This window comes from Peribacillus simplex, assembly GCF_030123325.1.
Lineage (GTDB): Bacteria > Bacillota > Bacilli > Bacillales > DSM-1321 > Peribacillus > Peribacillus simplex_D.
Genome location: NZ_CP126106.1, coordinates 1,889,941 through 1,912,615 on the forward strand (window position 1 = coordinate 1,889,941; position 22,675 = coordinate 1,912,615).

A 22,675-nucleotide genomic window follows, 5' to 3' on the forward strand; every position below is an offset into this window, starting at 1 on the left:
CACGGTGAAAGCACTGATAGTCGATGATGAATTCAATGTGCGGGACGTCATACGCCATTTAGGCCAGTGGGAAACATACGGCATCACCAAGCTATTTGAAGCTAAAAATGGCCATGAGGCAAAATCACTGATTGAGAAAGAACGCCCGGAGATTATCTTTACAGACGTGAAAATGCCCGGTATGGGCGGAATCGAACTGATTGAGTGGCTGGATTCCATTTCCTATCCGGGGAAAGTTATTTTCATTACTGGATATAACGATTATTCCTATATGCGCAAAGCCATTCAGCACAGCAGCTTTGATTACCTGCTGAAGCCTATTGAGTATGAAGCGTTCAATCATACACTGGAAAAATCGGTACAAGCCTGGAAGGATGACTTTGAACATGCTGAAGTGCTGGAAGATGTGAAAAAACTGCGGAGAAACCAGTTAGCCACTGCGATATGTCTGGGGGACCGTTCAGACGCAATCAGCCTTGCCGAGTTTCTTCCTGAATCGGAGGGCTATCAGCTGACACTGCTCTCCTTTTACCAGATGCACAATCCGGATCTCTATATCCAAAAGCTTTCAGATGAGCTTACGGACCGCAAATTAGGAAATGCGTTTTCCCTTCAGACGGATCTTAACCTCTGCCTTGTTATCACCATTCGCAATCAATGGCTCTCCGTTGAGGAATGGATCAGCAAGGAGTTCGATATCCCTGTAAGGCTTGTAACTGAAGAGCAGGTCGAAACTTTATCGGATATCAGGACCTCGTTTCAGGCTCTGCAGAAAAAGTTCGAGGAACAAAACTTCCGAACCATCCACCGTCTGGATGAAATAGATGCCGCCCGCCGGATGGAAGACATGGTTTCCTATGTTGACATGTATTATATGGAGGATTTGAGTCTGGAAAAGCTGTCGAATGTCTTCTTTTTAAGCCGTGAGCATATCTCAAGAAAATATAAGCAAGAAACCGGAATGACCCTGTCCAAATACATCACGGAGCTTAGAATCAGTCAGGCAAAATCGTGGCTGAAAGAAACAGACAAAAGCATTTACTCCATCTCGACCATGCTTGGCTATCAAGATGAAATCTACTTTTCAAAGCTATTTAAAAAGGTCGTCGGCATGACGCCTTTTGAGTTCAGGAACAGGAACGATCAACATGAATCTAAAGGGGTGACATGATGAAAAACAGGTTTTTATCCCTTTTGTTAATCGGAGCCGTCAGCCTGCCTCTTTCTGCATGTCAGGACGTAGCCCCACCAAAAAAAACGGAAAAGACTGAGCGGAAAATCACGCTGGATTTAAGGAATCCGAAAGTGGAAATCTCCACTCAATTTGAAGAAATGACGCGTGCTTATGAACGGGAAAATCCCCACGTCAATATCAGGGTGTATACTGTTGGAGGCGCAATGGATGACCTCGCCGACCTAAAAGCCGAAATGGCGACCGGCACTGGTCCGGATATCTTTACAAACAGCGGCTATGAAAATGCCAAGCTGTGGCGGAACTATCTGGAGGATCTCTCAGGGGAGCCCTGGATTAATCAAGCATACAAAGAAGCCCTGACGCCGGTCACATTGGACGGGAAAATTTACGGAATGCCGGTTAACCTTGAAGGGTATGGCTTTATCTATAATAAGGATCTATTTAAACAAGCTGGCATTACTGAACAGCCTGCCACTCTTTCTGAACTGACAGCAGCTACCGAAAAGCTGCAGAATGCAGGCATTACTCCCTTTGCTACAGGCTACTATGAAGACTGGAAATTGGGCGACCATCTGTTGAATGTTGCTTTTGCCCAGCAGAAGGATACTGATGCTTTTATAAGAAATTTAAATAACGGAACGGAAAAAATCAGTACCAATCAAACATTTAAGGATCTCCTTGCCCTGCTGGATCTCACCATAAAGTACGGAAACGATAATCCTCTGACAACGGACTATACAATGGAAGTGAATCTGTTTACCTCCGAAAAAGCAGCCATCATTCAGCAAGGCAACTGGATTCAGCCGATGATCGATCAAGCTGCGCCTGACATGAACATCGGTTTTATGCCGATTCCGATTAATGACCGACCTATAGAGGAAGCCCTTGTCGTCAGCGTTCCAAATTATTGGGCTGTAAATAAACAGTCCATTCCTGAAAAGAAAAAAGAAGCCAAGAAGTTTTTAAATTGGATGGTGTCGTCAGAACAAGGCAAACGGTTCATGACAGAAGAATTCAAATTCATTCCTGCGTTTAAGAACATTAAAACTGATGATATAGGACCGCTCGCAGAAGAAACTCTTCGAAATTACAAAGATGGGAACACCGTCCCATCTAACTGGTTTCACTTCCCTGTTGGAATTAGAGAAGAATTCGGAGCCGCGACTCAGCTCTATGTCGGGAAACAGCTGAGCCGCAATCAGCTGCTCAATGAATATCAGAAGTCCTGGGAGAGGTTTTCGAAGGAATAGCCTCTTGCCGGGGCTTTTTTTGCCTTCCACAATTGCGATATCAATATACGACTAAATTCCAATCAATATGTGGCATACCTCTCTTTTCAGGAATCACCTATAATTCTATTGTACTAGCAAATACATAAAACCAGGAGGAAGACTTATGAACTTTAGCAGGATTGCCACACAGGCAACAGCAGTAATACTCAGTACTGGCATTCTATTAAGCGGTACTGTTACCCAATCATTTGCAGCTACAAAGGATCCGTCAGATTACAAAGAAACGTACGATACTTCACAAATCACTCGTTCAGCTATGAAAGATATGATTAATCAGCACGGTGATACTAGATATACCATTCCTAAGTTTGACGAATCCACAATTAAAAACATCCCTTCTGCCAAAAAAGTAACGGAATCAGGAGAAACCATTGATTTAGATGTGTGGGATACATGGCCATTGCAAAACGCTGATGGAACTGTTGCAGAATACAAAGGATATCATATCGTTTTTGGATTAGCAGGCGATCCTAAAAACGCGAGTGATACGTTCATCTACATGTTCTACAAAAAAGTGGGCGACAATTCCCTTGATGCTTGGAAGAATGCTGGAAGAGTATTTGATGACAATGATAAAAACGTTCCAAATGATCCTTACCTAAAAGAGCAAGCCGAAGAGTGGTCAGGTTCTGCAACCTTCACTGAGGACGGGGAAGTTCGCTTATTCTATACAAACCGTGAACCGTATATACCTGAGTCAGGAAATTATGGGAAACAAACCTTAACGACCGCTCAAGTAAACCTTTCAGAGCCAGATTCAAAAACATTAAAAGTGGATGGTGTTGAGGATTACAAATCCATCTATGAAGGCAAAGACAGCAAGTACTATCAAACTGTAGATAAATTTGTAGAGGACGGAAATTCCGCTGATAATCATACCTTCAGAGACCCTCACTATGTAGAAGACAACGGCCGCAAATACCTTGTATTTGAAGCAAATACGGGTACAGAATATGGCTACCAAGGCGAAGAATCGCTATACAATAGAGCTTACTATGGCAACAGCAATAAATTCTTCCAGGATGAAAAAAGCAAACTTATGCAAAGCCCTAAAAAAGAGTTAGCTGAACTTGCAAACGGTGCAATTGGAATTATTGAAATAAACGACGATTATACATTGAAAAAAGAAATGAAGCCATTGATTGTTTCAAATACGGTCACAGATGAAATCGAACGTCCAAACATCTTTAAAAAGGACGGCCAGTGGTATTTATTCACAAGTTCAAGAGGATCAAAAATGACCATTGATGGAATCGATAATCAAGATATTTACATGTTAGGCTACACGTCTAATTCCTTAACTGGTCCATATAAACCATTAAATAAAACGGGCATCGTCCTGCATCAGGATCTAGATCCATATGACATCACTTGGAACTATGCTCACTATGCGATCCCGCAGGCTGGCAGTGATAATGTTGTAGTGACTAGCTACATGACAAACAGAGGTTATTTTGAAGACAATAAATCCACCTTTGCCCCAAGCTTCCAGCTTAACATTAAAGGGAAAAAAACATCGGTAGTAAAAGACAGTATTCTTGAACAAGGCCAGATTACGGTTAAGTAGTTACCAGTGAAAAGAAAAAGAAAATGTCAGGAAACTTGGCATTTTCTTTTTTCTATTTTAAAAGAGAGAAGTGGTGAGTTTAAGTGAACAAAAAGAAATATAAGATGGTTGGATTATTCATTCTTGGATTATGGATGGTTATTAGCACAGGAATTTTGATTCATTCATTTTATAAAACAAAAGAAGCTAATCCGCCAGATAAGGTAGAAAAGCACTCATACCGGGCTGCCTACCATTTTACTTCTCCTGATCATTGGAAAAACGATCCACAGAAGCCAGTTTTCTATGAAGGAAATTATCATTATTTTTACCTTTATAATGGAGATTACCCGAATGGCAACGGCACAGAATGGCGACATGCCACCTCTAAAGATTTGGTTCACTGGAAGGATGAAGGAATTGCCATTCCAAAATATACGAATCAAAATGGGGATCCATGGACAGGGTCAGTCGTTGTAGACAAGGAAAATACAGCTGGGTTTGGGAAAGACGCTTTTGTGGCGATCGCAACACAACCCTCAAAGAATGGCCAGAAACAAGAACAATTTCTATGGTACAGTACGGACAAAGGAAATACGTTTACCTCTTACAGTGACGAGCCTATTATGAAAAATCCAGGAACGAAGGATTTTAGAGACCCAAAAATCATCTGGGATAACACGAATCAAAAATGGATCATGACCATGGCCGAAGGATCGAAAATAGGTTTTTATGAGTCGGATAACCTGAAAAATTGGCGCTATACGAGCAGCTTTTCCACTGAGAACAATGGAGTTTTAGAGTGCCCTGACCTTTACCAGATCCGCGCTGATGACGGGACAGTAAAGTGGGTGCTGGGAGTCAGTGCAAACGGAAAAGCAGCAGGGAAGCCAAACACCTATGCATACTGGACAGGAACGTTTAATGGAACAGAATTTCTTCCAGATAACAATGAACCGCAATGGCTAGACTACGGTTTCGATTGGTATGGCGGAGTAACGTTTGAAGGTGTCAAGGCAAGTGACAAATTAGACAAACGCTATGCCCTCGCTTGGATGAATAACTGGGCCTACGCCGATAATACGCCGACATTAAAAGAAGGGTTTAACGGAATGGATTCGATCGTCCGTCAAATTGAACTAAAGCGTGAAGGCGAGAACAAGTATTATCTTTCTTCACAGCCTTCAGAAGCATTAAAAGAATTGACAAGCTCAACGAATTCTTTTGATAAAATCGAAGTGGATGGCTCGGAAACACTTGATGTTAAAGGAGATGCCTATCAAATAGAGGCAGATCTATCATGGTCGGATTTTAAGAATGCAGGATTCAGGCTCAGGGAGTCAGATGATCAAAAACGCCACGTTGACGTAGGCATTTCTGCAGAAGAAAATTACTCTTATGTCAATCGAGCATTCACAGATCAACCTGACGAAACGAATCAGTTCGTTGAAAGTACTGCACCATTTGATGCCAGTAAGAAGAAGGTTCATTTAAAGATTCTCGTCGATAAAACGAGTATTGAAGTTTTTGTGGATGATGGAAAGGCTGCTTATTCAAACTTAATATTCCCTCATCCTGAAGATAAAGGAATTACTCTCTTCTCCGAGGGCGGCAAAGCGATCTTTAAAAATGTGAAGGTTACACATTTTGATTCGATTAATTGAACCTCATCTGAAAGACATCCCTTACGGGATCAGTGATTTCTTTATTCCCCTGCTTTCTTCTCGAAGCAGGGGATCTTTCAACCAAAAGAACTATTGTAAGCAAAAAAATGAATATTTTTCTGTTTTTTGTATCAAAATAATTCAAAGGCTTTTCGATTTCTGGTGAATTTAGTCTAATGTTGTCGGAACTGTTTTCATAAGAAGACAAAATTTTATTTGGGATATAATCGGAAAAACACCCAAAATATGCTTCTGCTCCAGTCTGACTTTATTTCTCATTCTTGCATATTTGTATCCCATGGAGATGATAGGATTAAATGAAATTTAACAAGAAAAAAATCAACGTTGTAGATATTCAAAAAGCGAAGAAAAGTGTGTTTGCTACAGGGGTAGGAAACGCTATGGAGTGGTTTGATTTTGGTTTATATTCCTATTTAGCTGTTATCATTAGTCAAAACTTTTTTAGTGCTGTTGAGAATGATGAGCTAAAATTAGTGTTCACCTTTGCAACATTTGCGATTGCCTTTTTAATGCGCCCAGTAGGCGGTATTATATTTGGTAAAATCGGAGATAAATTAGGAAGAAAGGTCGTTTTAACAACCACGATTATTTTAATGGCTTTTTCAACATTACTTATTGGTTTATTACCTACATATGATCAAATCGGTATATGGGCACCTATACTCTTATTAATAGCTAGAATTATTCAGGGTTTTTCAACTGGTGGCGAATATGCTGGTGCAATGGTCTATATTGCAGAATCTTCTCCAGACAATAAACGTAATATGCTTGGAAGTGGATTAGAAATTGGTACGCTCATTGGTTATATACTCGCTTCACTACTTGCCAGTACACTCTTTATCATTCTATCTGATCAACAGATGGCCTCATGGGGTTGGAGAATACCGTTTCTACTCGGCTTACCTTTAGGGCTTATTGGGTTGTACTTAAGAAAAAGTTTAGAAGAATCACCGATTTTTGAAAATGAACTTTCTGATGTTGAAGCCCAAGAGGAAAGCTTCCTATCTATTTTTAAAAATCACAAAAAAGATATTCTTGTATGTTTTGTAGCTGTTGCATTCTTTAATATTACAAGCTATATGCTATTATCATACATGCCTTCTTATTTAGATGAGATTATTGGATTATCCAGTACAGTAGGAACCCTATTAATTACGATTCTAATGATTATTATGGTGCCACTTACTTTAATGTTTGGAAAGCTCAGTGATAAAATTGGAAATAAGACTGTTTTCTTAATCGGTTTAGGCGGATTAAGTCTATTATCTGCCCTTGCTTTTTATTTAATAAACTTGAATGCTTTAGTATTTATTTCGTTAGGTATTCTAATTCTAGGTGTTCTGCTTTCAATTTATGAAGGCACAATGCCTGGATCGTTACCAACCATGTTCTATACTGATATTCGATATCGAACTTTATCAGTGACTTTTAATGTCTCGGTTTCAATATTTGGTGGAACTACCCCTTTAGTTTCCACATGGTTAGTTCACCAAACGGGGAATAACTTAGCACCTGGTTTCTATCTAACAGCCGTGAATATTATCGGATTTTTAGTGATATTATTCTTGTTCAATAGTACTTCAGGAAAATCCCTAAAAGGTTCTTACCCAACAGTTGCTTCTAAATCTGATTATCAAGAAGCTGTTGAAAATCCAAAAGATTCCCTATGGTGGAAAACGGAACAAAGAGAAAAATAAATGGAATTAAAAAGCACCCATTCAATGGGATGACTACCCGAAATACAGACACTCAAACATGAGCGCCTGTATTTCGGGTTTTTGTTTTACTTATTGAGGTGTTCACGAATAATAAAGTAGATTAAAAATTTAAAAAAGAATTAAAAGAACTAATCTACTTAAAAGCGATGGAGTTATTTAAAGTTGAGCTTGAAGTTGCTCTTGTTTTTGTTGCTGTTGTTGAAGCTGGAATTGAATATTTTCTAATTTACAGTTACTATCATCGTGATGGTCATGATCGCAGTGTTTTTTCTTCTTACAACAATCATCGTGATAAGACATAAAATTATCACTCCTTTTTTTGCTATACTTTAAGTTACTTTTCAAGGTCGCATTCTTTTGGACAAGTATCCCTGTATTCCTATTATATGAACATTTTCAAAAAATGAATGAGATTCTCCCTATTAAAAATTAAATGTAGAGTGAAATTCAGAAATTATACTAAGTATGGTTTGCTCCGCATTCCGTCTTTTGTTGAAATATATATCCTAAGCGTCTACCCCGTTGGGTAGGCGCTTTTTAATACCTTCTTTCGAGGTGCCTATTTGCAGAAAATCATGCAACAAGTATTAATTTTTACATCTATTTTGGTGCCAATCGTAGCAGTGATGGTTCAGGTGGTTAAACAGACGGTTAATTTGAGTAGGTTCAGTTGCCTTTCCATTCACAGATATGGATATTGTATTAAAGTTATGGGCCTGGGCTTTCGCTGGACTAGGTTGAACTGGTTTTTATGAGTTAATTGCAAAAGAGAAGGAACTTCAAAAAAAGCTGCCCATGGGTGGCATTTTATTTTAATGCAATGTAAAACGTATATTGTATACTTTGTACAATTAACTGGGCAAGATATTTAATATGGTTAAAAAGTGAAGAAGGAGTGAAGTATGCTTTTTCATATTTTTGTTGGTTTTATACTTCCTTGGGTATTAGGGTTATATTTGTTTAGATATCAAACAAGGCTTTTCATTATTTTTTATCCGATTGGTTCAGCGACAAGTTTTCTAATAAATGAAATTGGATTTGCTTACTTTTGGAAGATGGATAAAGAAACTGGTGCAATTTTATATGATTTAGGCTTTTATCCTATAGCGTGTTGCTTATTTATTGCCAGCATACATTTTGAAAAAATGTTTGTTATAACAAACTTTTTAGTTTTTACATTAGGTACAAATTTCTTTGAATTAGTAATAGTCCTACTTGGCAAATTAGAATATCGGAATGGGTGGAATATATATTGGTCTGCAGTCAGTTATTTACTGGCCTATTTAATAGTTTATGGTTATTACAAAATAGTACAGAAGTATTTTGCATTAAAAACACCCTAATGATTTAGGGAAATGATGAAACGCTTTAGGGCGTTTTTCTGTTACCCAAATTGAAAAAATTAAAAGGAGACGATGGAAAATGACGTTAGCATTGCAAACGTTATTGGATCGTTCAATTAAAAACATGAGTTCAGGTATTAATTCAGTTGTGAAAGCTCAGCATTAGAAATGATTAAACGTACCTACAAAGAAGGTATTTATGATCAAATCAGCGCAGGTTATCGCTCCATGGAAGAACGGGCAGCCCAAAGGTGACAAATGCTAAGCCAAAAAACAGCCGTTATGATGCCGGTCTTGTTGTGGACGTTTATAAAGGCCCTAAAACCAAATCAGTGCTAATTAAAGCTCATAAAACAGTACTTAATAAGCAGCTCTATAAAAAAATGTTATGGATGTTAAATGGGAAGCTAAAACTAAGTCTGCCATGCTGCACTTTATTTGGAAGGATTTAACCCTGCCTCATCCGATTCTATCTTTGGAAAAGGTACTGAGTCGGCTTTATAAAAATTTCAGAAGGCACGTAGAATTTCTGCAGATACGGAAAGCTGGTAAAGGCCCTTTACTGAATTTTTTGCTGCATAATCGAGAGCCCTTACTCGCTTTGAGTAGGGGCGTTTTATTTATAGCTCTGTTTAAAGTACATTCACTTAACAAGTGCATATGATAATTTCAAAAACTGTGAAGGGTTGAGAAAGATGTATTATGTTCCTTATATCCATCCCTATCAATATCAAAATCCATATTACGTTAACGTACCAATGTATAACTATGTAAGAAATCCTGATTATTGGAGTGTTAATAATGCTAACCAATTGGGTTATTTACAATCATCAAACGGAAGAAATAATATTGAGGTAAAAGATTATGGACCAAAACCATTTGTGGTGAATATCAATGACGCTACGAAACAAAACAATACCTACCGTACGGCTTTATGGACAGGAAAACACTTGCAAGTTACATTAATGAGTCTTAAAGTTGGTGAAGATATTGGTTTAGAAATTCACCCTGACGTTGACCAATTTTTACGTATTGAACAAGGTCAAGGGTTGATTCAAATGGGTAATAGACAGGATAATTTAAACTTCGTAAAAAACGTCTATGATGATTTTGCAATAATGATACCTGCTGGTACATGGCATAATGTAACCAATACAGATAATATTCCGCTAAAACTTTATTCGATATATGCTCCTCCTAACCATCCATTTGGCACTGTTCATGTTACCAAAGCAGATGCATTGGCTGAAGAAGAAGGTCATCGGATATGGCAATAGATTAACCCTTAAAAAAATCCCTTCCCTTTAACTTGGAAGGGATTTTTTTCTGATTTTAATGGGGACGTTCGTTCGTATGTAATGGATGTAAAGGATGGATTTTTCTGATGGGGACAATTCGTGTCAGAGATGGCAAGCAGCATTGATTATGCCAGGACATAAAGCCATAAATAAAAAAATAGGTGAGGTTGAGGGAAATTCAAAAGATTTGCATGGATACTGTGTGTATATTCATCGTGTCACAAATTATGTATTCAAAAGAAAGATAGTTCCTTTGAGTATATTCAGTTTGGTGAAATCATTATTAGTGTAATCGTTGAGGAATAATAAAAGCCCTTACTCACTTGAGTAGGGGCTATTGTTAACTTCCGTTAAAGGGTGTAGTTGAATTTTTGATTGCAAAAAACAAAAAATCTTCAAATTTTTTATTTGTATATTAAGAATTTTTTTGGGGATATGGCTGTATATAGAATCCAGCTGTTTCTGACCATTCTCCATATAGGATATTCTCAAATGTTTTATAATTTCTTTTCTGAAGCTCTTCCATAAGCCACTCTTTTGATTTTTTCATGGATTGAAGTTCTTCCTCTTTTATTTGGCCTTTCTCAATTACTAATATAGAAGGGGCTTCATCATCAGGATTGAGACCAAGAATATCTGGTGTGACGCTTCCTGCCTTAGTATAAAGATTTACACTAATTTCCCCAGCAGGCTCAAGATATAAATCACGCACTTCCCGGAGAGTAAACACACCCTGTTTCCGCAGCATGGTACGAATCTGTTCAAGATCCAGGTGGTTTTTTTCCATTTGCTTTATATCAAATTTGCCATTGCGAATGATTAAAGAAGGGCGTCCTTTGAGCAGTTTCTTCATGCCATCTCTTTTTAGAGCGCAAACCTCCATGATATATATGGAAATTCCCCAAAGGCAAATTGCAAATACAATCTGCCAAATGGACACTTTTTGGTCGTAAATACCTTCTTCTAGAATGCCGCCTAATACTAAAGCGTAAATAAAGTCAAAAGGGGTTACCTGAGACATTTCCTTTTTTCCAAGAAGTCTTGTCACTGCAAGGAGACCAACCAGCCCAATTATCAGCTTCATTGCTATTTCCAGATAAATCATTATATTATATCACCTCATTTTCTTTCTTTTCTTTCTCTCTCCCCTTTAAACGATCATTTAAACCAAATAGTCTTTCGAATACAAAAAACCCCTTCTCAATCGAGAGGGGATTTTAAAATTATCTATATATTTCTTGAAGAAGACTTAGATTCTAATACAATAAAATACATAAGAAGTGGAGGAGTAACTAAAGTTGTAACAATAATAACTATAAAAATCGATGTGAAATAGTCCGGTAATAGTAAAGTCTCTTGAAGACCAGTCGCAGTTAATATTAAAGCTACTTCATCTCTAGAAACCATGCCTGAGCCATTCATTAATGAGGAGTTACCTGTGAAGCCAGTTAGCTTAGCCCCTTATGCTACCCCGATTAATTTAGTTAAAGTAGCGACCAAAGATAGAATAATAATAAATCCTACTTGGTTTCTGCCCCCCACTAAATGAAACATTCAAACCTATGCTTAGAAAAATGAAGAACCTTGAAATTGGCATGATTCCACAAATACCCATGAACAGAAAAAAGGATATGATGCAAACAGCCAATGCCATCATCATCAACCTGTGAAAGGTAAAATGTCCGGCAAGGACCCTGTGAAAGAGTCCAAGAAGTATCCGGCCAATTATTTTAATCTGTGATATTCCTCATCTGTTACTGGTTCCAACCATTCCGGCGTACCTGCAGTAACTGCAATGTGTTCAAACCAGCTGTCTTTTGTAGCACCATGCCAGTGTTTTACACCATCATGGGTAACAATAACATCTCCGGCTTTTAAGAATTGAGCAGGTTTTCCTTCTTCTTGGTACCAACCTTCGCCACCAGTCACTAATAAAAGTTGAAACCCATTACGATGAATATGCCAGTTATTTCTACAACCTGGTTCAAAGGTTACGTTCCCAACACCAACATTTACTTTGGGATCTGCAATTAATGTCTTAAGATAACTTTGTCCGACAAAAAATTGAGCAAATGCTTCATTTTTTTCACCCACCGGGAAAATAACGCCATTTTTTACTTCTTCATGCTTTGCCATTTTACTACCTCCAATAACTTCATTTTTTATTATTAACCATCTTGAACAGGAAAATTATCCTTTCCTTAATGGCTACATCAGATAGTTGCTCAATAGGAAAGGCAATTGCACCAGCAATGCGGTCAGCATCAATTGCGGATGGTTTCATCCAACACAGCTAAACACTTAATATTTCTTAAACTGTATTGTTACCAATCCATTAGTTTTCCACCTCTGAAAAATTTTCCGTTTGGTCCTTCAGATCCGATTGTTGCTAACCATAAGAAAGACTCAGCTGCTTGCTTAGGTGTCGTCGGGGCAGATGGTCCACCCATCTCTGAGCTTACCCATCCTGGATCGACAGCGTTTATTTTAATATCACCTTTGACTTCTCCAGCAAGCAATTGTGTCAATCCGTTTAAGGCAAGCTTAGATAACTTATATGCTCCCACTCCTGGATATGACAATTGGCTCATTACGCCATATTCTGAGGAAACATTAATAATTCTGCCATAGCCGTGTTTTTCCATGATGGGAATAAAGGAACGGATTACATGGTAAACTCCAAAAAAATTGGTTTCCATTGTTTTCTCCAGAATGGAAGGGTCCATAGCCACTAACTTTTTATCCTCATCCAAATACACGCCTGCATTATTAATCAATACATCTAATCTTCCATATCGCTCATTTACAGTGATCGCGGCCTGAAGAATGCTTTCTTGATTGTCTACATCCATTACCAGAAAAGATACGTCTAAATCAGACTTCTTAAGTTTATTGGCAATTTTATGACCCATTATTGGATCTCGACTTGTCAAGATGACCATAAAACCTTCCAAAGCCAATTGTTTGACCAGCTCATATCCAATTCCTCGATTACCGCCAGTGACAAGTGCAACTTTTGTATCCTTTAACATTTTCCAATATCCTCCCTTTTTTGCCTGCTAATCATAGGCTAGCGTAGGTTATTGCACAATCTAGAAAAATGAAGGAATCAACCCTATTCCCCGAAGAATCTTTAAAAATATCATTTATCACGCTTCGTAGTAATTATTATTAGTTACATGACTAAGTATAAGGGTTAGAGTGGACTCTAATTCAAGGGGGGAATTTATAAATAATAAATAATTTTTCTATTGGCTTATTGTTAACTTTGGCTCTTTTCGTAAAGATTGTTGTTTTTAAAACGAAACGATTTAAGGTTGATTGGAGCGCAAGTGCGAGACTCCTGCGGGAGCAGCGGGACAGGTGAGACCCCACAGGCGTTTTCGCCGAGGAGGCTCACCGCCCGCCCCGCGGAAAGCGAGCATCTGGAGGGGAAATCAACCACACCGCTTTACTTGGTAAATAGCAACAAAGTATGCGAAAACAGCCTTAACTTTAGATTTGGTCACTTTGTATCGTTAAATGAAGTGGGAGTAGAGCACATGCGGTGGTTTTGGAAAAGCATTGCTTTATTGGCACAGTAAATATCATAAATAGAGCAACCGATCCTACAAATTAGGTTTGAAGGATCGGTTGCTCTATGTTAATTAAAATTCCCAATTTTATCGTTTTTATGAATATCTTCCGTTCCAGCCTCCAAGGCAGTTTTATAATAGTTACATTTAAGGTTTATTAGTTCCATAGTTTTGTTCATTTCTTCCAACTGTGCTTCTACAGCAGCTTTACGTTCTAAGAACATGTCATATCTTTGCTGTAAGGTGGAATCCCCATCAGTACACCAATCGATGAAATTTTTAATTTCTTTAATAGGCATCCCGGTGGATTTAAGACATTCAATGATTTTTAAAGCGTTAATGTCGGATTCCTTAAATAGTCGTGTTCCGTTAGGTGTTCGTTCTACAAAAGGCAAAAGTCCCTCCTTGTCGTAGTAACGTAAGGTATATGTTGTAAGGTTCAATTCTTTTGCAACTTCACTAATTGAATATTTGTTCATTGTTTTCACTCCTATTCTCCTCGAGCATAAATTTCGAGTTAACTCTAAGGTGTGAAGCGATTTTATCATGGGTATTGCTGAGTGTCAAAATCACCTTTTAACTACATAAATGTGTTAAAGCCCTCTATTGCTAGCTGAATTGTCACCTGAACGAATGGGAAAAAAATATAAAAAATGACTTGACTTAGAGTTAACTATAAGGATTAACATTGATTTGCAAGAGAAAAGAGGGGGGCTAGAAATGAGGGAATGAAAGCTTTCAAACCTAATTTTTCATTTCTTCTTTAGTCACAAAGCATTCTCTTGAAAAATACATTTAATTGGAGAGTTTTAAATGGTAACTGCTAAAGCAAGAGCTGTCGACGGTCCTGACAAACCGTTTCGAACAGCAGAAATTAAAAGACGTGACCTAGATTTACATGATGTTTTAATTGAGATTAAATTTGCAGGCATATGTCACTCAGACATCCATTCTGCGCACGGCGAATGGGGTCCCGTTAACTATCCACTTGTCCCGGGGCACGAGATTGCGGGAATCGTTACCGATGTAGGAGCTGAGGTAACAAAGTATAAAGTCGGTGACAGAGTAGGGGTCGGATGTATGGTTGACTCCTGTGGAAAATGTGAGAACTGCCTTAAAGGGGAAGAACAATACTGCCTTAAAGGACATGTTCCAACTTACGCTGGTGTCGACAAATATGGTGAGCCTACACAAGGTGGTTATTCAACACATATCGTCGTAACCGGGGACTTTGTTGTAAGAATTCCCGATAACATTGAACTTGACGTCGCAGCACCATTACTTTGTGCAGGCATTACAACCTACTCACCATTAAACCATTGGGGAGCTGGTCCAGGCAAGAAAGTAGCGGTTGTTGGCTTGGGAGGTCTTGGCCATATGGCAGTCAAGATTGCACATGCTATGGGTGCAGATGTGACCGTTCTATCACAAACATTGAATAAAAAAGAGGACGGCTTGCAGTTTGGCGCAGATAACTACTATGCTACTAGCGACCGAGATACATTTGAGAAGCTTGCAGGATCTTTTGATTTAATCATCAACACAGTAAGTGCAAAGATTGATCTTGATGCGTATTTCTCCTTACTCACCCTTGATGGCACTATGGTGAATGTCGGTGCTCCTGGAGAGCCTTTATCCCTAAACGTGATATCCCTCATCGGTCATCGTCGTTCATTTGCAGGTTCCGCGATTGGTGGCATACGTGAAACTCAGGAAATGTTGGATTTCTGTGCAAAACATCATATTGTTCCAAAGATTGAAGTAATCTCTGCTGATCAAATTGATGAAGCATATGAGCGTGTTTTAGCATCGGATGTAAAGTATCGATTTGTTATTGACACTAGTACAATCTAAGTTGCTAAATTACGGTCTAAACTGCCTGTAAGACAGCGTTAGAACAATCTATAGGTGGATTATATAAAAAATACTCCTTATCAGCCGAACTTTATAGTTAACATGTGGTTAATATCCATATTACTAGCTGTTTGTGGTATCTCTTAAAAAAATTGAAGAAGAAGGCGATGAAAAAGTGTCACAGACAGATAACTATATTTTTGAGTTAAGTAATAAAGTAACCAGAAAATCCGTTTCATACAAAAACAGGTTTGGAATCAAAATTGCAGCAGATCTTTACACACCAAAGGATTTTGATGAGACAAAGAAACACGCAGGTCTTATTATAGGTGCGCCTTATGGTGGTGTAAAAGAGCAGGGGTCTGGTATTTATGCTCAAAACATGGCAGAGCGTGGTTTTGTAGCTCTTACATTTGACCCATCGTACAACGGATACAGTAGTGGAGAGCCACGGCATATTTCTTCTCCAGATCTATTCGTAGAAGATTTCAGTGCAGCCATTGATTATTTAGGTACACGTCCATTTGTAGATAAGAATCAAATTGGTGCAATAGGTATGTGTGGTAGCGGTGGTTTTGCGATCAGTGCAGCGCAGGTAGATAGGCGCATCAAGGCTATAGCCACTGTCAGTAAGTATGATATATCCCGTGTAGCAGCCAACGGCTGGAAGGATTCATTTACTGAAGAAGATCGCAACAGTATACTGGAAGCAATTGCCGAGCAACGTTACGTGGATTTTGAGGCAGGCCAGCCAACGCTCGCCCAGCGAGGAGCACCTATTGGATTTGATGAAAATACAGACCCTATTGGTCGCGAGTTTGGCGAGTTCTATTCTACGCCTCGTGGGTATCACCCGAACTCCATTACTCAATTTACCGTAACAAGCAGCATGTCATTTATGAACTTCCCTCTGCTTACACACATCAAATCGATTTCGCCGCGCCCGATTTTGTTTATCATAGGCGAGCACGCTCACTCACGTTACTTTAGTGAGGATGCTTACGTATTAGCTGAAGAACCAAAAGAGCTGTACATCGTTCCAAATGCAGGACATGTTGATTTGTACGACAAGACAGATTTCATTCCTTTCGACATGTTGGAATCATTCTTTTCCGAGAATTTGAAGTAATGAACATAAACTAACGGGGGCATTGAACCAGAAGGATTATGCCCCTGTTTGGTTTTTCCTGGCACTAAAATCAGTTTAATATACGTATATTGCTTCTCAAGGTTAAAGAAGAGAACGGATCTTCTTATTGGAACATTGTAATTGCACAATTTCATACTAGCAAATAGTTCCGGATTTCTTAAGATAAGTAATATTAATGAGCAATAAACGGTTAAATTACTGTTATTATTGCAGCTTCCTCATTTAGCAGTATACCCCGTGTCAAACAAAATAGAATGCCAAAGGAGCTGTGTATATATGGATTTTAAGACTTCTAACAATTCTTTTAGAACTGCCTTGTTGTTAGCAATATTTTCTGCACTGGGGCCATTTACCGTTGATATGTATCTCTCATCGCTGCCCCAAATGATGAATGATTTTAATACAGCGGCATCTTTCATTCAAGCGAGCCTAACTGCCAGTTTGTTAGGGTTAGGTCTGGGGCAGCTCGTTGCAGGTACTTTAAGCGATGTTCATGGCAGGCGTAAGCCTTTGCTAATTTCGATGCTGCTCTATTTTATTATTTCTATAGTATGTGCATTTTCGCCAAGCATCGGTATATTTATTGTTTTACGCTTCATTCAAGGATTTGTTGCTTCCGCAGGGCTTGTTATTTCTCGCGCGATTGTTCGTGATCGCTACAGTGGAGTAGAAATGGTCAAATTCATGGCATTGTTGACGATGATTAGTAATGTCGCTCCATTGATTTCCCCTACTGCTGGAAGCGCGGTGACTACGTTCACTTCATGGATCGGTGTGTTTATTTTTCTAGGTTTTTTAGGGCTTTTTTTAACAGGCATATCCATATGGGGAATAAAAGAAAGCTTGCCTGTTGAGCAGCGTGTTCCCAGCAATTTTAGGCAAGTATTAAGAAACTATGGTTCCTTGCTTCGAGATCGGAGCTTTATGGGGTATGCGCTTGTCAATGGCATATTGTTCTCTGGTGTATTCGCCTATGTTGCCGGCACTCCATTTATTTATCAAAATATGTATGGCAAATCGCCTCAACTGTTTTCGGTTCTTTTTGCCTTAAATGGGCTTGGGATTATTCTGGGATCACAGCTTGTCAAACGACTGGCAGGGAGGATGGACGAACACCGTATCTTTCGGATTGGACTGCTGTTAGCTTTCATCACTACCACTGTGATCTTGTTTGTCGTGCTAGTTCACGGACCTTTTGCTGCTTTGTTCATTGCAATCTTCTTATTCGCAGCAGCTATTGGAATGATTGGACCGGTTTCATTTACACTGGCTATGGAATCACAAGGGCATATTGCCGGGAGTGCGGCCGCCATATTAGGCTCGCTTCAATTTGCGTTAGGGGCTGTTACTTCCCCTTTAGTAGGTATCGCCGGAGAAAATTCCGCCGTACCCTTCGGAATAACTATTTTTATGACAAGTATTCTGGCTGTTATCTCCTACGTTATCTTGGTGAGAAGGTCATCAACAGCTTCACAATATATGTAACTTTCAAACATCATGAAAAAGTATAAAGAAGGGAACAAAACTAATGAAATACGAATGGAGAAAACAAGAAAAGAATTTATATATTCCAAAACAAAAACCTGAACTAGTAACAATTCCAGAACAGAAATTTTTTTTGATAAAGGGAAAAGGAAATCCAAATGAGCATGTATTCGCTGAAAAGATAGGTGTTCTTTATTCATTGGCTTATGCGGTCAGAATGATGCCGAAGCAAGGATACACTCCAGATGGATATTTTGAATATACTGTATATCCATTAGAAGGAATTTGGGATTTAACAGAAGAGGGAAAGAAATTAGATACATTGAATAAAGATGAATTATTATATACTATCATGATTAGACAACCAGATTTCATAACAAAAGAAATAGTAGAGAGAGCATTTGAAAATGTAGAAAAAAAGAAACCACATCCATTTCTAAATGATGTAAAGTTCGGTACCTTTCAAGATGGTTTATCAGTCCAAATGCTTCATGTAGGTCCTTATGATGATGAACCTCAAAGTTTTAAATTAATGAATGAATTCATAAAAAATAATAATCTTGAAAGAACCGCATTACAACATAGAGAAATATATCTTTCAGATTTTAGAAAAGTTGAACCTGCAAAATTAAAAACCGTTTTGAGATATAAGGTTAAGCCAATAGAATAGCATAATCTCTTAGCTCCTAACATGAATTCATTATTTAATGTAGGAAAGATGTTAAGTAGTGTACTTAAAGTTACAGGCATCAATAGGGTGTAAGAGACCATAAAAAATGAAGTGAACCTATAAAGTTTTCCATAATCGGCTGTGATTGTGTTCGGGTGCTATGATAATATGGCTCATAGTTAAATGAGGGTGTAAAAGAGGAACTAAACAGCCCACCATTATTATATATTTTACCTTTTGAAATACATCTATTACTTGGGGTGCTTTTCTTTGCAGGGAATTTGTCCCTTTTGTCAAATTAGTTAAACAAAGGGGATGAAAAAATGAATGATGATTATGAGAAAATCGGTATTTTATTATCCAATATGACAAACGAAGTAGTGTCGAGTAGAGTAAGGGTTAGAGCTATAGTAGAATTACTGGGTGAAAAAGGACTAATAACCCGCGAAGAATACGAAGATAGGTTTAAAAAGGTTTTTGAACGAGATGCAATTTCGTATAGAAATGATCTATTGAAAGAAGTCAAAATTGATGAATAAAAGGAGAAGGCATCCACTAATTTGGGTGCTTTTTTTATTGCGGAGAACGATGAACCATGAAGCATGATGAAAAAAAGAAACCGGTTAAGAAGCCAGTGAAGCCAAGAAGTGGAGATCTGGAAGACCAATGAATATGAATGCTTTTACAAATAAGTATTTTACAATATGAAATTTAAGCTAGAAGATTCCTAATGTGCAAAAAGGAAAAGAGCGTTAATCCTTATGTGATCAACACTCCCGTTAGTGCAGTACCATTCATGTTATTTTTTTAGATTTGATTTCATTATTAATGAAATCTGTTGCTCATTCGCATTTGAAATTTGTTCCAGTTGATTAACAATTAACTTTTGTTTTTGCAATGGATGATTTTGGCTTTAACTTAGCTTTCCCTTCTATTTTGTTGATTTTTATTTTGCATCCTTGGACTACTTTGTTCATTCCAGCGAGAAACTCAGCATCTACATCTTGCAAACCGCTGTCAGGAGCTTCGTACTTCGATACCAAATCATGTAGGACGCTTATTAACTCATGTTCATCCTCTTGCAGTTCGCCTTTCTTTCTCCGTAAAAATGAACGGTCACTTAATTCCATGTTGGTGCTGCTTTATCCGTGTCATACCAAGATGGAGAGATATAACAATGCAGGCTATGAAATCTATACAATTTTTAGTCTTCTATAAGCTAACTTTCATTCAGTTACCTTTTCTCTGTTACAGCTCCGTTTTTTGATACGGGAGCATTCTTGCCTAATATAACAGAAAAGACAACAATCACTGCTATTACAAGAGTGAAAATTGTGATGGATTCATCTAGAAATACAGTTGCAAATAGAATCATCAAAAATGGTTGTAAATATTGAACCTGACTAACTCTTGCTATCCCGCCCAAAGCCATTCCGCTATACCAAGCAACATATGCTAGAAATTGACTAACCACTGCGAGATAAATAAAACTAATCCAAGCATGTATTGGGGCATGAAGCATTTCAGTTGTCAGATTCAGCCCAACTGGAATAATGAAAAATGGAGCACCGATCATAATTGCCCATGCAATCACTTGCCAGCTACCTAATTCTTTCGCTAATTCTCCCCCTTCTGCGTAACTAAGTCCCAGAATGATCACTGCTGCCAGTAAGGCTAAATCGGCCAATTGCAATTGGCCGAATCCAAGATGAAGTGCATACATAATTACCGCTAAAGAGCTGATCATACTTGAAATCCAGAATTTGAGAGATGGGATTTCACCTGCCCTAAATATAGCAAATCCGGCTGTCGCTAACGGTAACAGAGCCAATTCCACAGCTCCATGAGAAACAGGCAAGGATTCCATTGCCCAAGAAGTGAGGAGAGGAAATCCTAAAACTGCACCAAAGGCAACAATGAGTAAACGTTTGAATTGTCGAAGAGTAGGTGGTTTTTCCTTTCGAACAATCAGTACAACGGCTACTAAAATAGCTGCTACGACTGTTCTTCCTAAACCAACGATCGTCGTCCCAAAATATTCTACTGCAATACTTGTAGAAGGGAGTGTTAAGCTAAAACAAATGACCCCCACTAATCCCAATAATAATCCGAATTTTTCTCTTGTTTCTCCCTGCATCTTTTCTGACCCCCATTTATACTTTGTACCACACCTGTACCGTTTTTTTACTTATCTTAAAAACAGTTTTGATATAATTAACATACTATGAGTACATTCAATAAAAATAAACCATTTTTTTACCTATCTGTCCTGGTACAGTTGGAGGGGGATCATTAAATGAATTCAAAATATATAAAGATCATGGAAGACATTAAGCTTCGACTAGAAGATGGTTCGCTAATTTCAGGCAGTAAACTGCCTTCTGTTCGTCAGTTATCTGAGTATTTTTCATGTAGCAAAAATACGGTCATTAAAGCATATGTAGAACTTGAAAAAGAGCATTTAATTTATTCTGTTCCTAAAAGCGGCTACTATGTTGTGAATGAATACCAAAAAGCGACGGAAGAAAATGAGGTGATTGATTTTTTGTCTGCCGGTCCAGATAAAAATGTTATGCCCTATGTGGAATTTCAACATTGTATGAATCAAGCAATTGACCATTATAAAGAAGAGCTTTTTACATACTCTGATCAACAAGGACTTTACTCACTAAGAGTACAGTTGGTGAAATATTTGCAAAATTTACAGGTTTTCACTAAACCAGAAAGGTTAGTCGTTGTATCTGGCTCGCAGCAAGCCCTTAATTTATTAGTGTCCATGCCATTTCCAAATGGAAAAAACAATATTCTAATTGAACAGCCCACTTATTTCGGATTCATTGAGTCGATCAATCTGCATCAAACTACTACTTTTGGAATTGAATTATCAATGGAAGGGATTGATCTTGATCGTCTGGAATACATTTTTCGAAATAATGATATAAAATTTTTCTATATTATCCCGAGATTTCACAATCCACTTGGACATTGTTATACGAATAATGAAAAGAAAAAAATCGTTGAGTTAGCTGAAAAATACGATGTATATATTGTGGAGGATGATATATTAGGAGACCTTGATCCAAATCCAAAATCAGATCCTTTATTTTCTTTTGATCCCTCTGGGAGAGTGATCTATATTAAAAGCCTTTCAAAAATTTTTCTCCCAGGGTTAAGGGTTGGTACTGTCGTTCTTCCTGCTTTAATGATTAACAATTTCATACGATATAAATTCAGTTCGGATTTTACTAGTTCAGCACTTTCTCAAGGCGCGCTAGAAATCTATTTAAAAAGCGGTATGTTTAATAGCCATCTGAAAAAAGTTAAAGAGGTATATAGGACTAAAATGCAAATTCTTCAAGAAGCATGTCAATTATTGCTGCCGGCCAATACTTCTTTTTCAAAACCGACTTCCGGATTCTATCTATCCATCAGTTTGCCCGAAAATGTGAAAGCAAAACAGGTGGTCCATATGTTAAATGAGCAGCGTATATATGTTGATGATGCCTCAAGGATGTTTTTAGCAGAATATAAAAAGGAAAATCTCGTTCGATTATGCATCTCACAAGTGAACGAGAGTCAAATTAAACTAGGGGTAGAGCGATTGGCTCAGTGTATTGCTTTACTTGACAGTAGAAAAAAACATAATACGCCAAATAACTTTTTACTCATATAGTATTGGTGAGTTTTCCCTTAGAAATTTAGCACTGTTCTTTTTGAGTTCATAATGATAATGAACCTTTATGTGCTCCCATTTCATATAAGGCAAGATGAAGGGGTAAAGCCTGTAGAATGATTGAAATATTCAGTATGTTTTCTATGAAGTTACTCTAATGATCCTGCAATAATATACTATATACCAATTGA

Annotated in this window: 21 protein-coding genes and 1 pseudogene; 14 read left to right on the forward strand and 8 right to left on the reverse strand. The window is 38.0% G+C overall.

Annotation, left to right across the window (positions count from 1 at the left end):
* The first annotated feature begins 4 nt into the window (after positions 1-4).
* The 5 genes from QNH43_RS09115 (at position 5) to QNH43_RS09135 (ending at position 7,415) form a co-directional block, all read left to right on the forward strand.
* Positions 5-1,171 carry a response regulator transcription factor gene (locus QNH43_RS09115; protein ID WP_283917551.1) on the forward strand — a complete coding sequence of 389 codons (1,167 nt, stop codon included), beginning with the start codon at positions 5-7 and terminating at the stop codon, positions 1,169-1,171.
* Positions 1,171-2,445: an ABC transporter substrate-binding protein gene (locus QNH43_RS09120; protein WP_283917552.1), complete on the forward strand. Its 1,275-nt coding sequence runs from the start codon at positions 1,171-1,173 to the stop codon at positions 2,443-2,445. Before QNH43_RS09115 ends, QNH43_RS09120 begins: the two co-directional genes overlap by 1 nt.
* A 145-nt stretch (positions 2,446-2,590) precedes the next feature.
* A complete protein-coding gene (locus QNH43_RS09125; RefSeq protein ID WP_283917553.1) occupies positions 2,591-4,054 on the forward strand; it encodes a glycoside hydrolase family 68 protein in 1,464 nt (487 codons plus the stop codon).
* A gap of 104 nt (positions 4,055-4,158) precedes the next feature.
* Complete coding sequence (locus QNH43_RS09130; RefSeq protein WP_283918325.1) at positions 4,159-5,697, forward strand: glycoside hydrolase family 32 protein; 1,539 nt, start codon at positions 4,159-4,161, stop codon at positions 5,695-5,697.
* A 317-nt stretch (positions 5,698-6,014) separates the two neighbouring features.
* Positions 6,015-7,415, forward strand: a complete 1,401-nt coding sequence (locus QNH43_RS09135) for an MFS transporter (RefSeq protein ID WP_283917554.1) — start codon at positions 6,015-6,017, stop codon at positions 7,413-7,415.
* A gap of 177 nt (positions 7,416-7,592) precedes the next feature.
* Here the strand turns inward: QNH43_RS09135 and QNH43_RS09140 are convergent, their stop codons facing one another.
* Complete coding sequence (locus tag QNH43_RS09140; protein WP_283917555.1) at positions 7,593-7,736, reverse strand: hypothetical protein; 144 nt, start codon at positions 7,734-7,736, stop codon at positions 7,593-7,595.
* A gap of 602 nt (positions 7,737-8,338) precedes the next feature.
* Between QNH43_RS09140 and QNH43_RS09145 the strand changes: the two genes are divergently transcribed.
* From QNH43_RS09145 to QNH43_RS09155, 3 genes are all read left to right on the forward strand, one after another.
* Positions 8,339-8,779, forward strand: coding sequence for a hypothetical protein (locus tag QNH43_RS09145; protein ID WP_283917556.1), 441 nt, complete (start codon positions 8,339-8,341; stop codon positions 8,777-8,779).
* A gap of 695 nt (positions 8,780-9,474) precedes the next feature.
* A complete protein-coding gene (locus QNH43_RS09150) occupies positions 9,475-10,056 on the forward strand; it encodes a cupin domain-containing protein (RefSeq protein WP_283917557.1) in 582 nt (193 codons plus the stop codon).
* 94 nt (positions 10,057-10,150) lie between these two features.
* Positions 10,151-10,369, forward strand: coding sequence for a hypothetical protein (locus QNH43_RS09155; RefSeq protein WP_283917558.1), 219 nt, complete (start codon positions 10,151-10,153; stop codon positions 10,367-10,369).
* A gap of 123 nt (positions 10,370-10,492) precedes the next feature.
* Here QNH43_RS09155 and QNH43_RS09160 read toward each other — a convergent pair whose 3' ends face one another.
* The 5 genes from QNH43_RS09160 to QNH43_RS09180 all read right to left on the reverse strand — a co-directional run bounded on the left by QNH43_RS09160 (position 10,493) and on the right by QNH43_RS09180 (position 14,131).
* On the reverse strand, positions 10,493-11,182 hold the full coding sequence (locus QNH43_RS09160; protein ID WP_283917559.1) for a DUF421 domain-containing protein: 690 nt from the start codon (positions 11,180-11,182) through the stop codon (positions 10,493-10,495).
* Between the two features lie 620 nt (positions 11,183-11,802).
* On the reverse strand, positions 11,803-12,213 hold the full coding sequence (locus tag QNH43_RS09165; protein ID WP_283917560.1) for a cupin domain-containing protein: 411 nt from the start codon (positions 12,211-12,213) through the stop codon (positions 11,803-11,805).
* 19 nt (positions 12,214-12,232) lie between these two features.
* Complete coding sequence (locus tag QNH43_RS09170; RefSeq protein ID WP_283917561.1) at positions 12,233-12,361, reverse strand: hypothetical protein; 129 nt, start codon at positions 12,359-12,361, stop codon at positions 12,233-12,235.
* A gap of 40 nt (positions 12,362-12,401) precedes the next feature.
* A complete protein-coding gene (locus QNH43_RS09175; RefSeq protein WP_076368621.1) occupies positions 12,402-13,109 on the reverse strand; it encodes an SDR family NAD(P)-dependent oxidoreductase in 708 nt (235 codons plus the stop codon).
* Positions 13,110-13,720: 611 nt separating this feature from the next.
* A complete protein-coding gene (locus QNH43_RS09180; protein WP_230303436.1) occupies positions 13,721-14,131 on the reverse strand; it encodes a MerR family transcriptional regulator in 411 nt (136 codons plus the stop codon).
* A 334-nt stretch (positions 14,132-14,465) separates the two neighbouring features.
* Between QNH43_RS09180 and QNH43_RS09185 the strand changes: the two genes are divergently transcribed.
* From QNH43_RS09185 to QNH43_RS09205, 5 genes are all read left to right on the forward strand, one after another.
* Positions 14,466-15,506, forward strand: coding sequence for an NAD(P)-dependent alcohol dehydrogenase (locus QNH43_RS09185; RefSeq protein WP_283917562.1), 1,041 nt, complete (start codon positions 14,466-14,468; stop codon positions 15,504-15,506).
* Between the two features lie 175 nt (positions 15,507-15,681).
* Positions 15,682-16,635: an alpha/beta hydrolase gene (locus QNH43_RS09190; protein WP_283917563.1), complete on the forward strand. Its 954-nt coding sequence runs from the start codon at positions 15,682-15,684 to the stop codon at positions 16,633-16,635.
* 297 nt (positions 16,636-16,932) lie between these two features.
* Entirely contained in the window at positions 16,933-18,141 is a 1,209-nt protein-coding gene (locus QNH43_RS09195) for a multidrug effflux MFS transporter (protein ID WP_283917564.1), read from the forward strand.
* Positions 18,142-18,184: 43 nt separating this feature from the next.
* Entirely contained in the window at positions 18,185-18,811 is a 627-nt protein-coding gene (locus QNH43_RS09200; protein ID WP_283917565.1) for a GyrI-like domain-containing protein, read from the forward strand.
* A 323-nt stretch (positions 18,812-19,134) separates the two neighbouring features.
* Positions 19,135-19,350, forward strand: coding sequence for a hypothetical protein (locus QNH43_RS09205; RefSeq protein ID WP_283917566.1), 216 nt, complete (start codon positions 19,135-19,137; stop codon positions 19,348-19,350).
* 260 nt (positions 19,351-19,610) lie between these two features.
* On the opposite strand, the pseudogene QNH43_RS09210 reads toward QNH43_RS09205, so the two are convergent.
* Together QNH43_RS09210 and QNH43_RS09215 are read right to left on the reverse strand one after the other, a co-directional pair.
* Positions 19,611-20,003, reverse strand: a pseudogene (locus QNH43_RS09210) (FMN-binding negative transcriptional regulator); the annotation flags it as partial.
* 42 nt (positions 20,004-20,045) lie between these two features.
* The gene (locus QNH43_RS09215; RefSeq protein WP_283917567.1) at positions 20,046-20,948 is read right to left on the reverse strand and encodes a DMT family transporter; all 903 of its coding nucleotides are present in this window, start codon (positions 20,946-20,948) and stop codon (positions 20,046-20,048) included.
* A gap of 159 nt (positions 20,949-21,107) precedes the next feature.
* On the opposite strand from QNH43_RS09215, the gene QNH43_RS09220 reads away from it, so the two are divergent.
* On the forward strand, positions 21,108-22,484 hold the full coding sequence (locus QNH43_RS09220; RefSeq protein ID WP_283917568.1) for an aminotransferase-like domain-containing protein: 1,377 nt from the start codon (positions 21,108-21,110) through the stop codon (positions 22,482-22,484).
* The last annotated feature ends 191 nt before the right edge of the window (positions 22,485-22,675 follow it).

What these genes read in the sequence shown, in the direction of transcription:
- QNH43_RS09120 (WP_283917552.1), top strand. Translation starts at nt 1,171, where the DNA reads ATGAAAAACAGGTTTTTATCCCTTTTGTTAATCGGAGCCGTCAGCCTG.
- QNH43_RS09125 (WP_283917553.1), top strand. Translation starts at nt 2,591, where the DNA reads ATGAACTTTAGCAGGATTGCCACACAGGCAACAGCAGTAATACTCAGT.
- QNH43_RS09130 (WP_283918325.1), top strand. Translation starts at nt 4,159, where the DNA reads ATGGTTGGATTATTCATTCTTGGATTATGGATGGTTATTAGCACAGGA.
- QNH43_RS09135 (WP_283917554.1), top strand. Translation starts at nt 6,015, where the DNA reads ATGAAATTTAACAAGAAAAAAATCAACGTTGTAGATATTCAAAAAGCG.
- QNH43_RS09140 (WP_283917555.1), bottom strand. Translation starts at nt 7,736, where the DNA reads ATGTCTTATCACGATGATTGTTGTAAGAAGAAAAAACACTGCGATCAT.
- QNH43_RS09145 (WP_283917556.1), top strand. Translation starts at nt 8,339, where the DNA reads ATGCTTTTTCATATTTTTGTTGGTTTTATACTTCCTTGGGTATTAGGG.
- QNH43_RS09150 (WP_283917557.1), top strand. Translation starts at nt 9,475, where the DNA reads ATGTATTATGTTCCTTATATCCATCCCTATCAATATCAAAATCCATAT.
- QNH43_RS09155 (WP_283917558.1), top strand. Translation starts at nt 10,151, where the DNA reads ATGGATTTTTCTGATGGGGACAATTCGTGTCAGAGATGGCAAGCAGCA.
- QNH43_RS09160 (WP_283917559.1), bottom strand. Translation starts at nt 11,182, where the DNA reads ATGATTTATCTGGAAATAGCAATGAAGCTGATAATTGGGCTGGTTGGT.
- QNH43_RS09165 (WP_283917560.1), bottom strand. Translation starts at nt 12,213, where the DNA reads ATGGCAAAGCATGAAGAAGTAAAAAATGGCGTTATTTTCCCGGTGGGT.
- QNH43_RS09170 (WP_283917561.1), bottom strand. Translation starts at nt 12,361, where the DNA reads ATGAAACCATCCGCAATTGATGCTGACCGCATTGCTGGTGCAATTGCC.
- QNH43_RS09175 (WP_076368621.1), bottom strand. Translation starts at nt 13,109, where the DNA reads ATGTTAAAGGATACAAAAGTTGCACTTGTCACTGGCGGTAATCGAGGA.
- QNH43_RS09180 (WP_230303436.1), bottom strand. Translation starts at nt 14,131, where the DNA reads ATGAACAAATATTCAATTAGTGAAGTTGCAAAAGAATTGAACCTTACA.
- QNH43_RS09185 (WP_283917562.1), top strand. Translation starts at nt 14,466, where the DNA reads ATGGTAACTGCTAAAGCAAGAGCTGTCGACGGTCCTGACAAACCGTTT.
- QNH43_RS09195 (WP_283917564.1), top strand. Translation starts at nt 16,933, where the DNA reads ATGGATTTTAAGACTTCTAACAATTCTTTTAGAACTGCCTTGTTGTTA.
- QNH43_RS09200 (WP_283917565.1), top strand. Translation starts at nt 18,185, where the DNA reads ATGAAATACGAATGGAGAAAACAAGAAAAGAATTTATATATTCCAAAA.
- QNH43_RS09205 (WP_283917566.1), top strand. Translation starts at nt 19,135, where the DNA reads ATGAATGATGATTATGAGAAAATCGGTATTTTATTATCCAATATGACA.
- QNH43_RS09215 (WP_283917567.1), bottom strand. Translation starts at nt 20,948, where the DNA reads ATGCAGGGAGAAACAAGAGAAAAATTCGGATTATTATTGGGATTAGTG.
- QNH43_RS09220 (WP_283917568.1), top strand. Translation starts at nt 21,108, where the DNA reads ATGAATTCAAAATATATAAAGATCATGGAAGACATTAAGCTTCGACTA.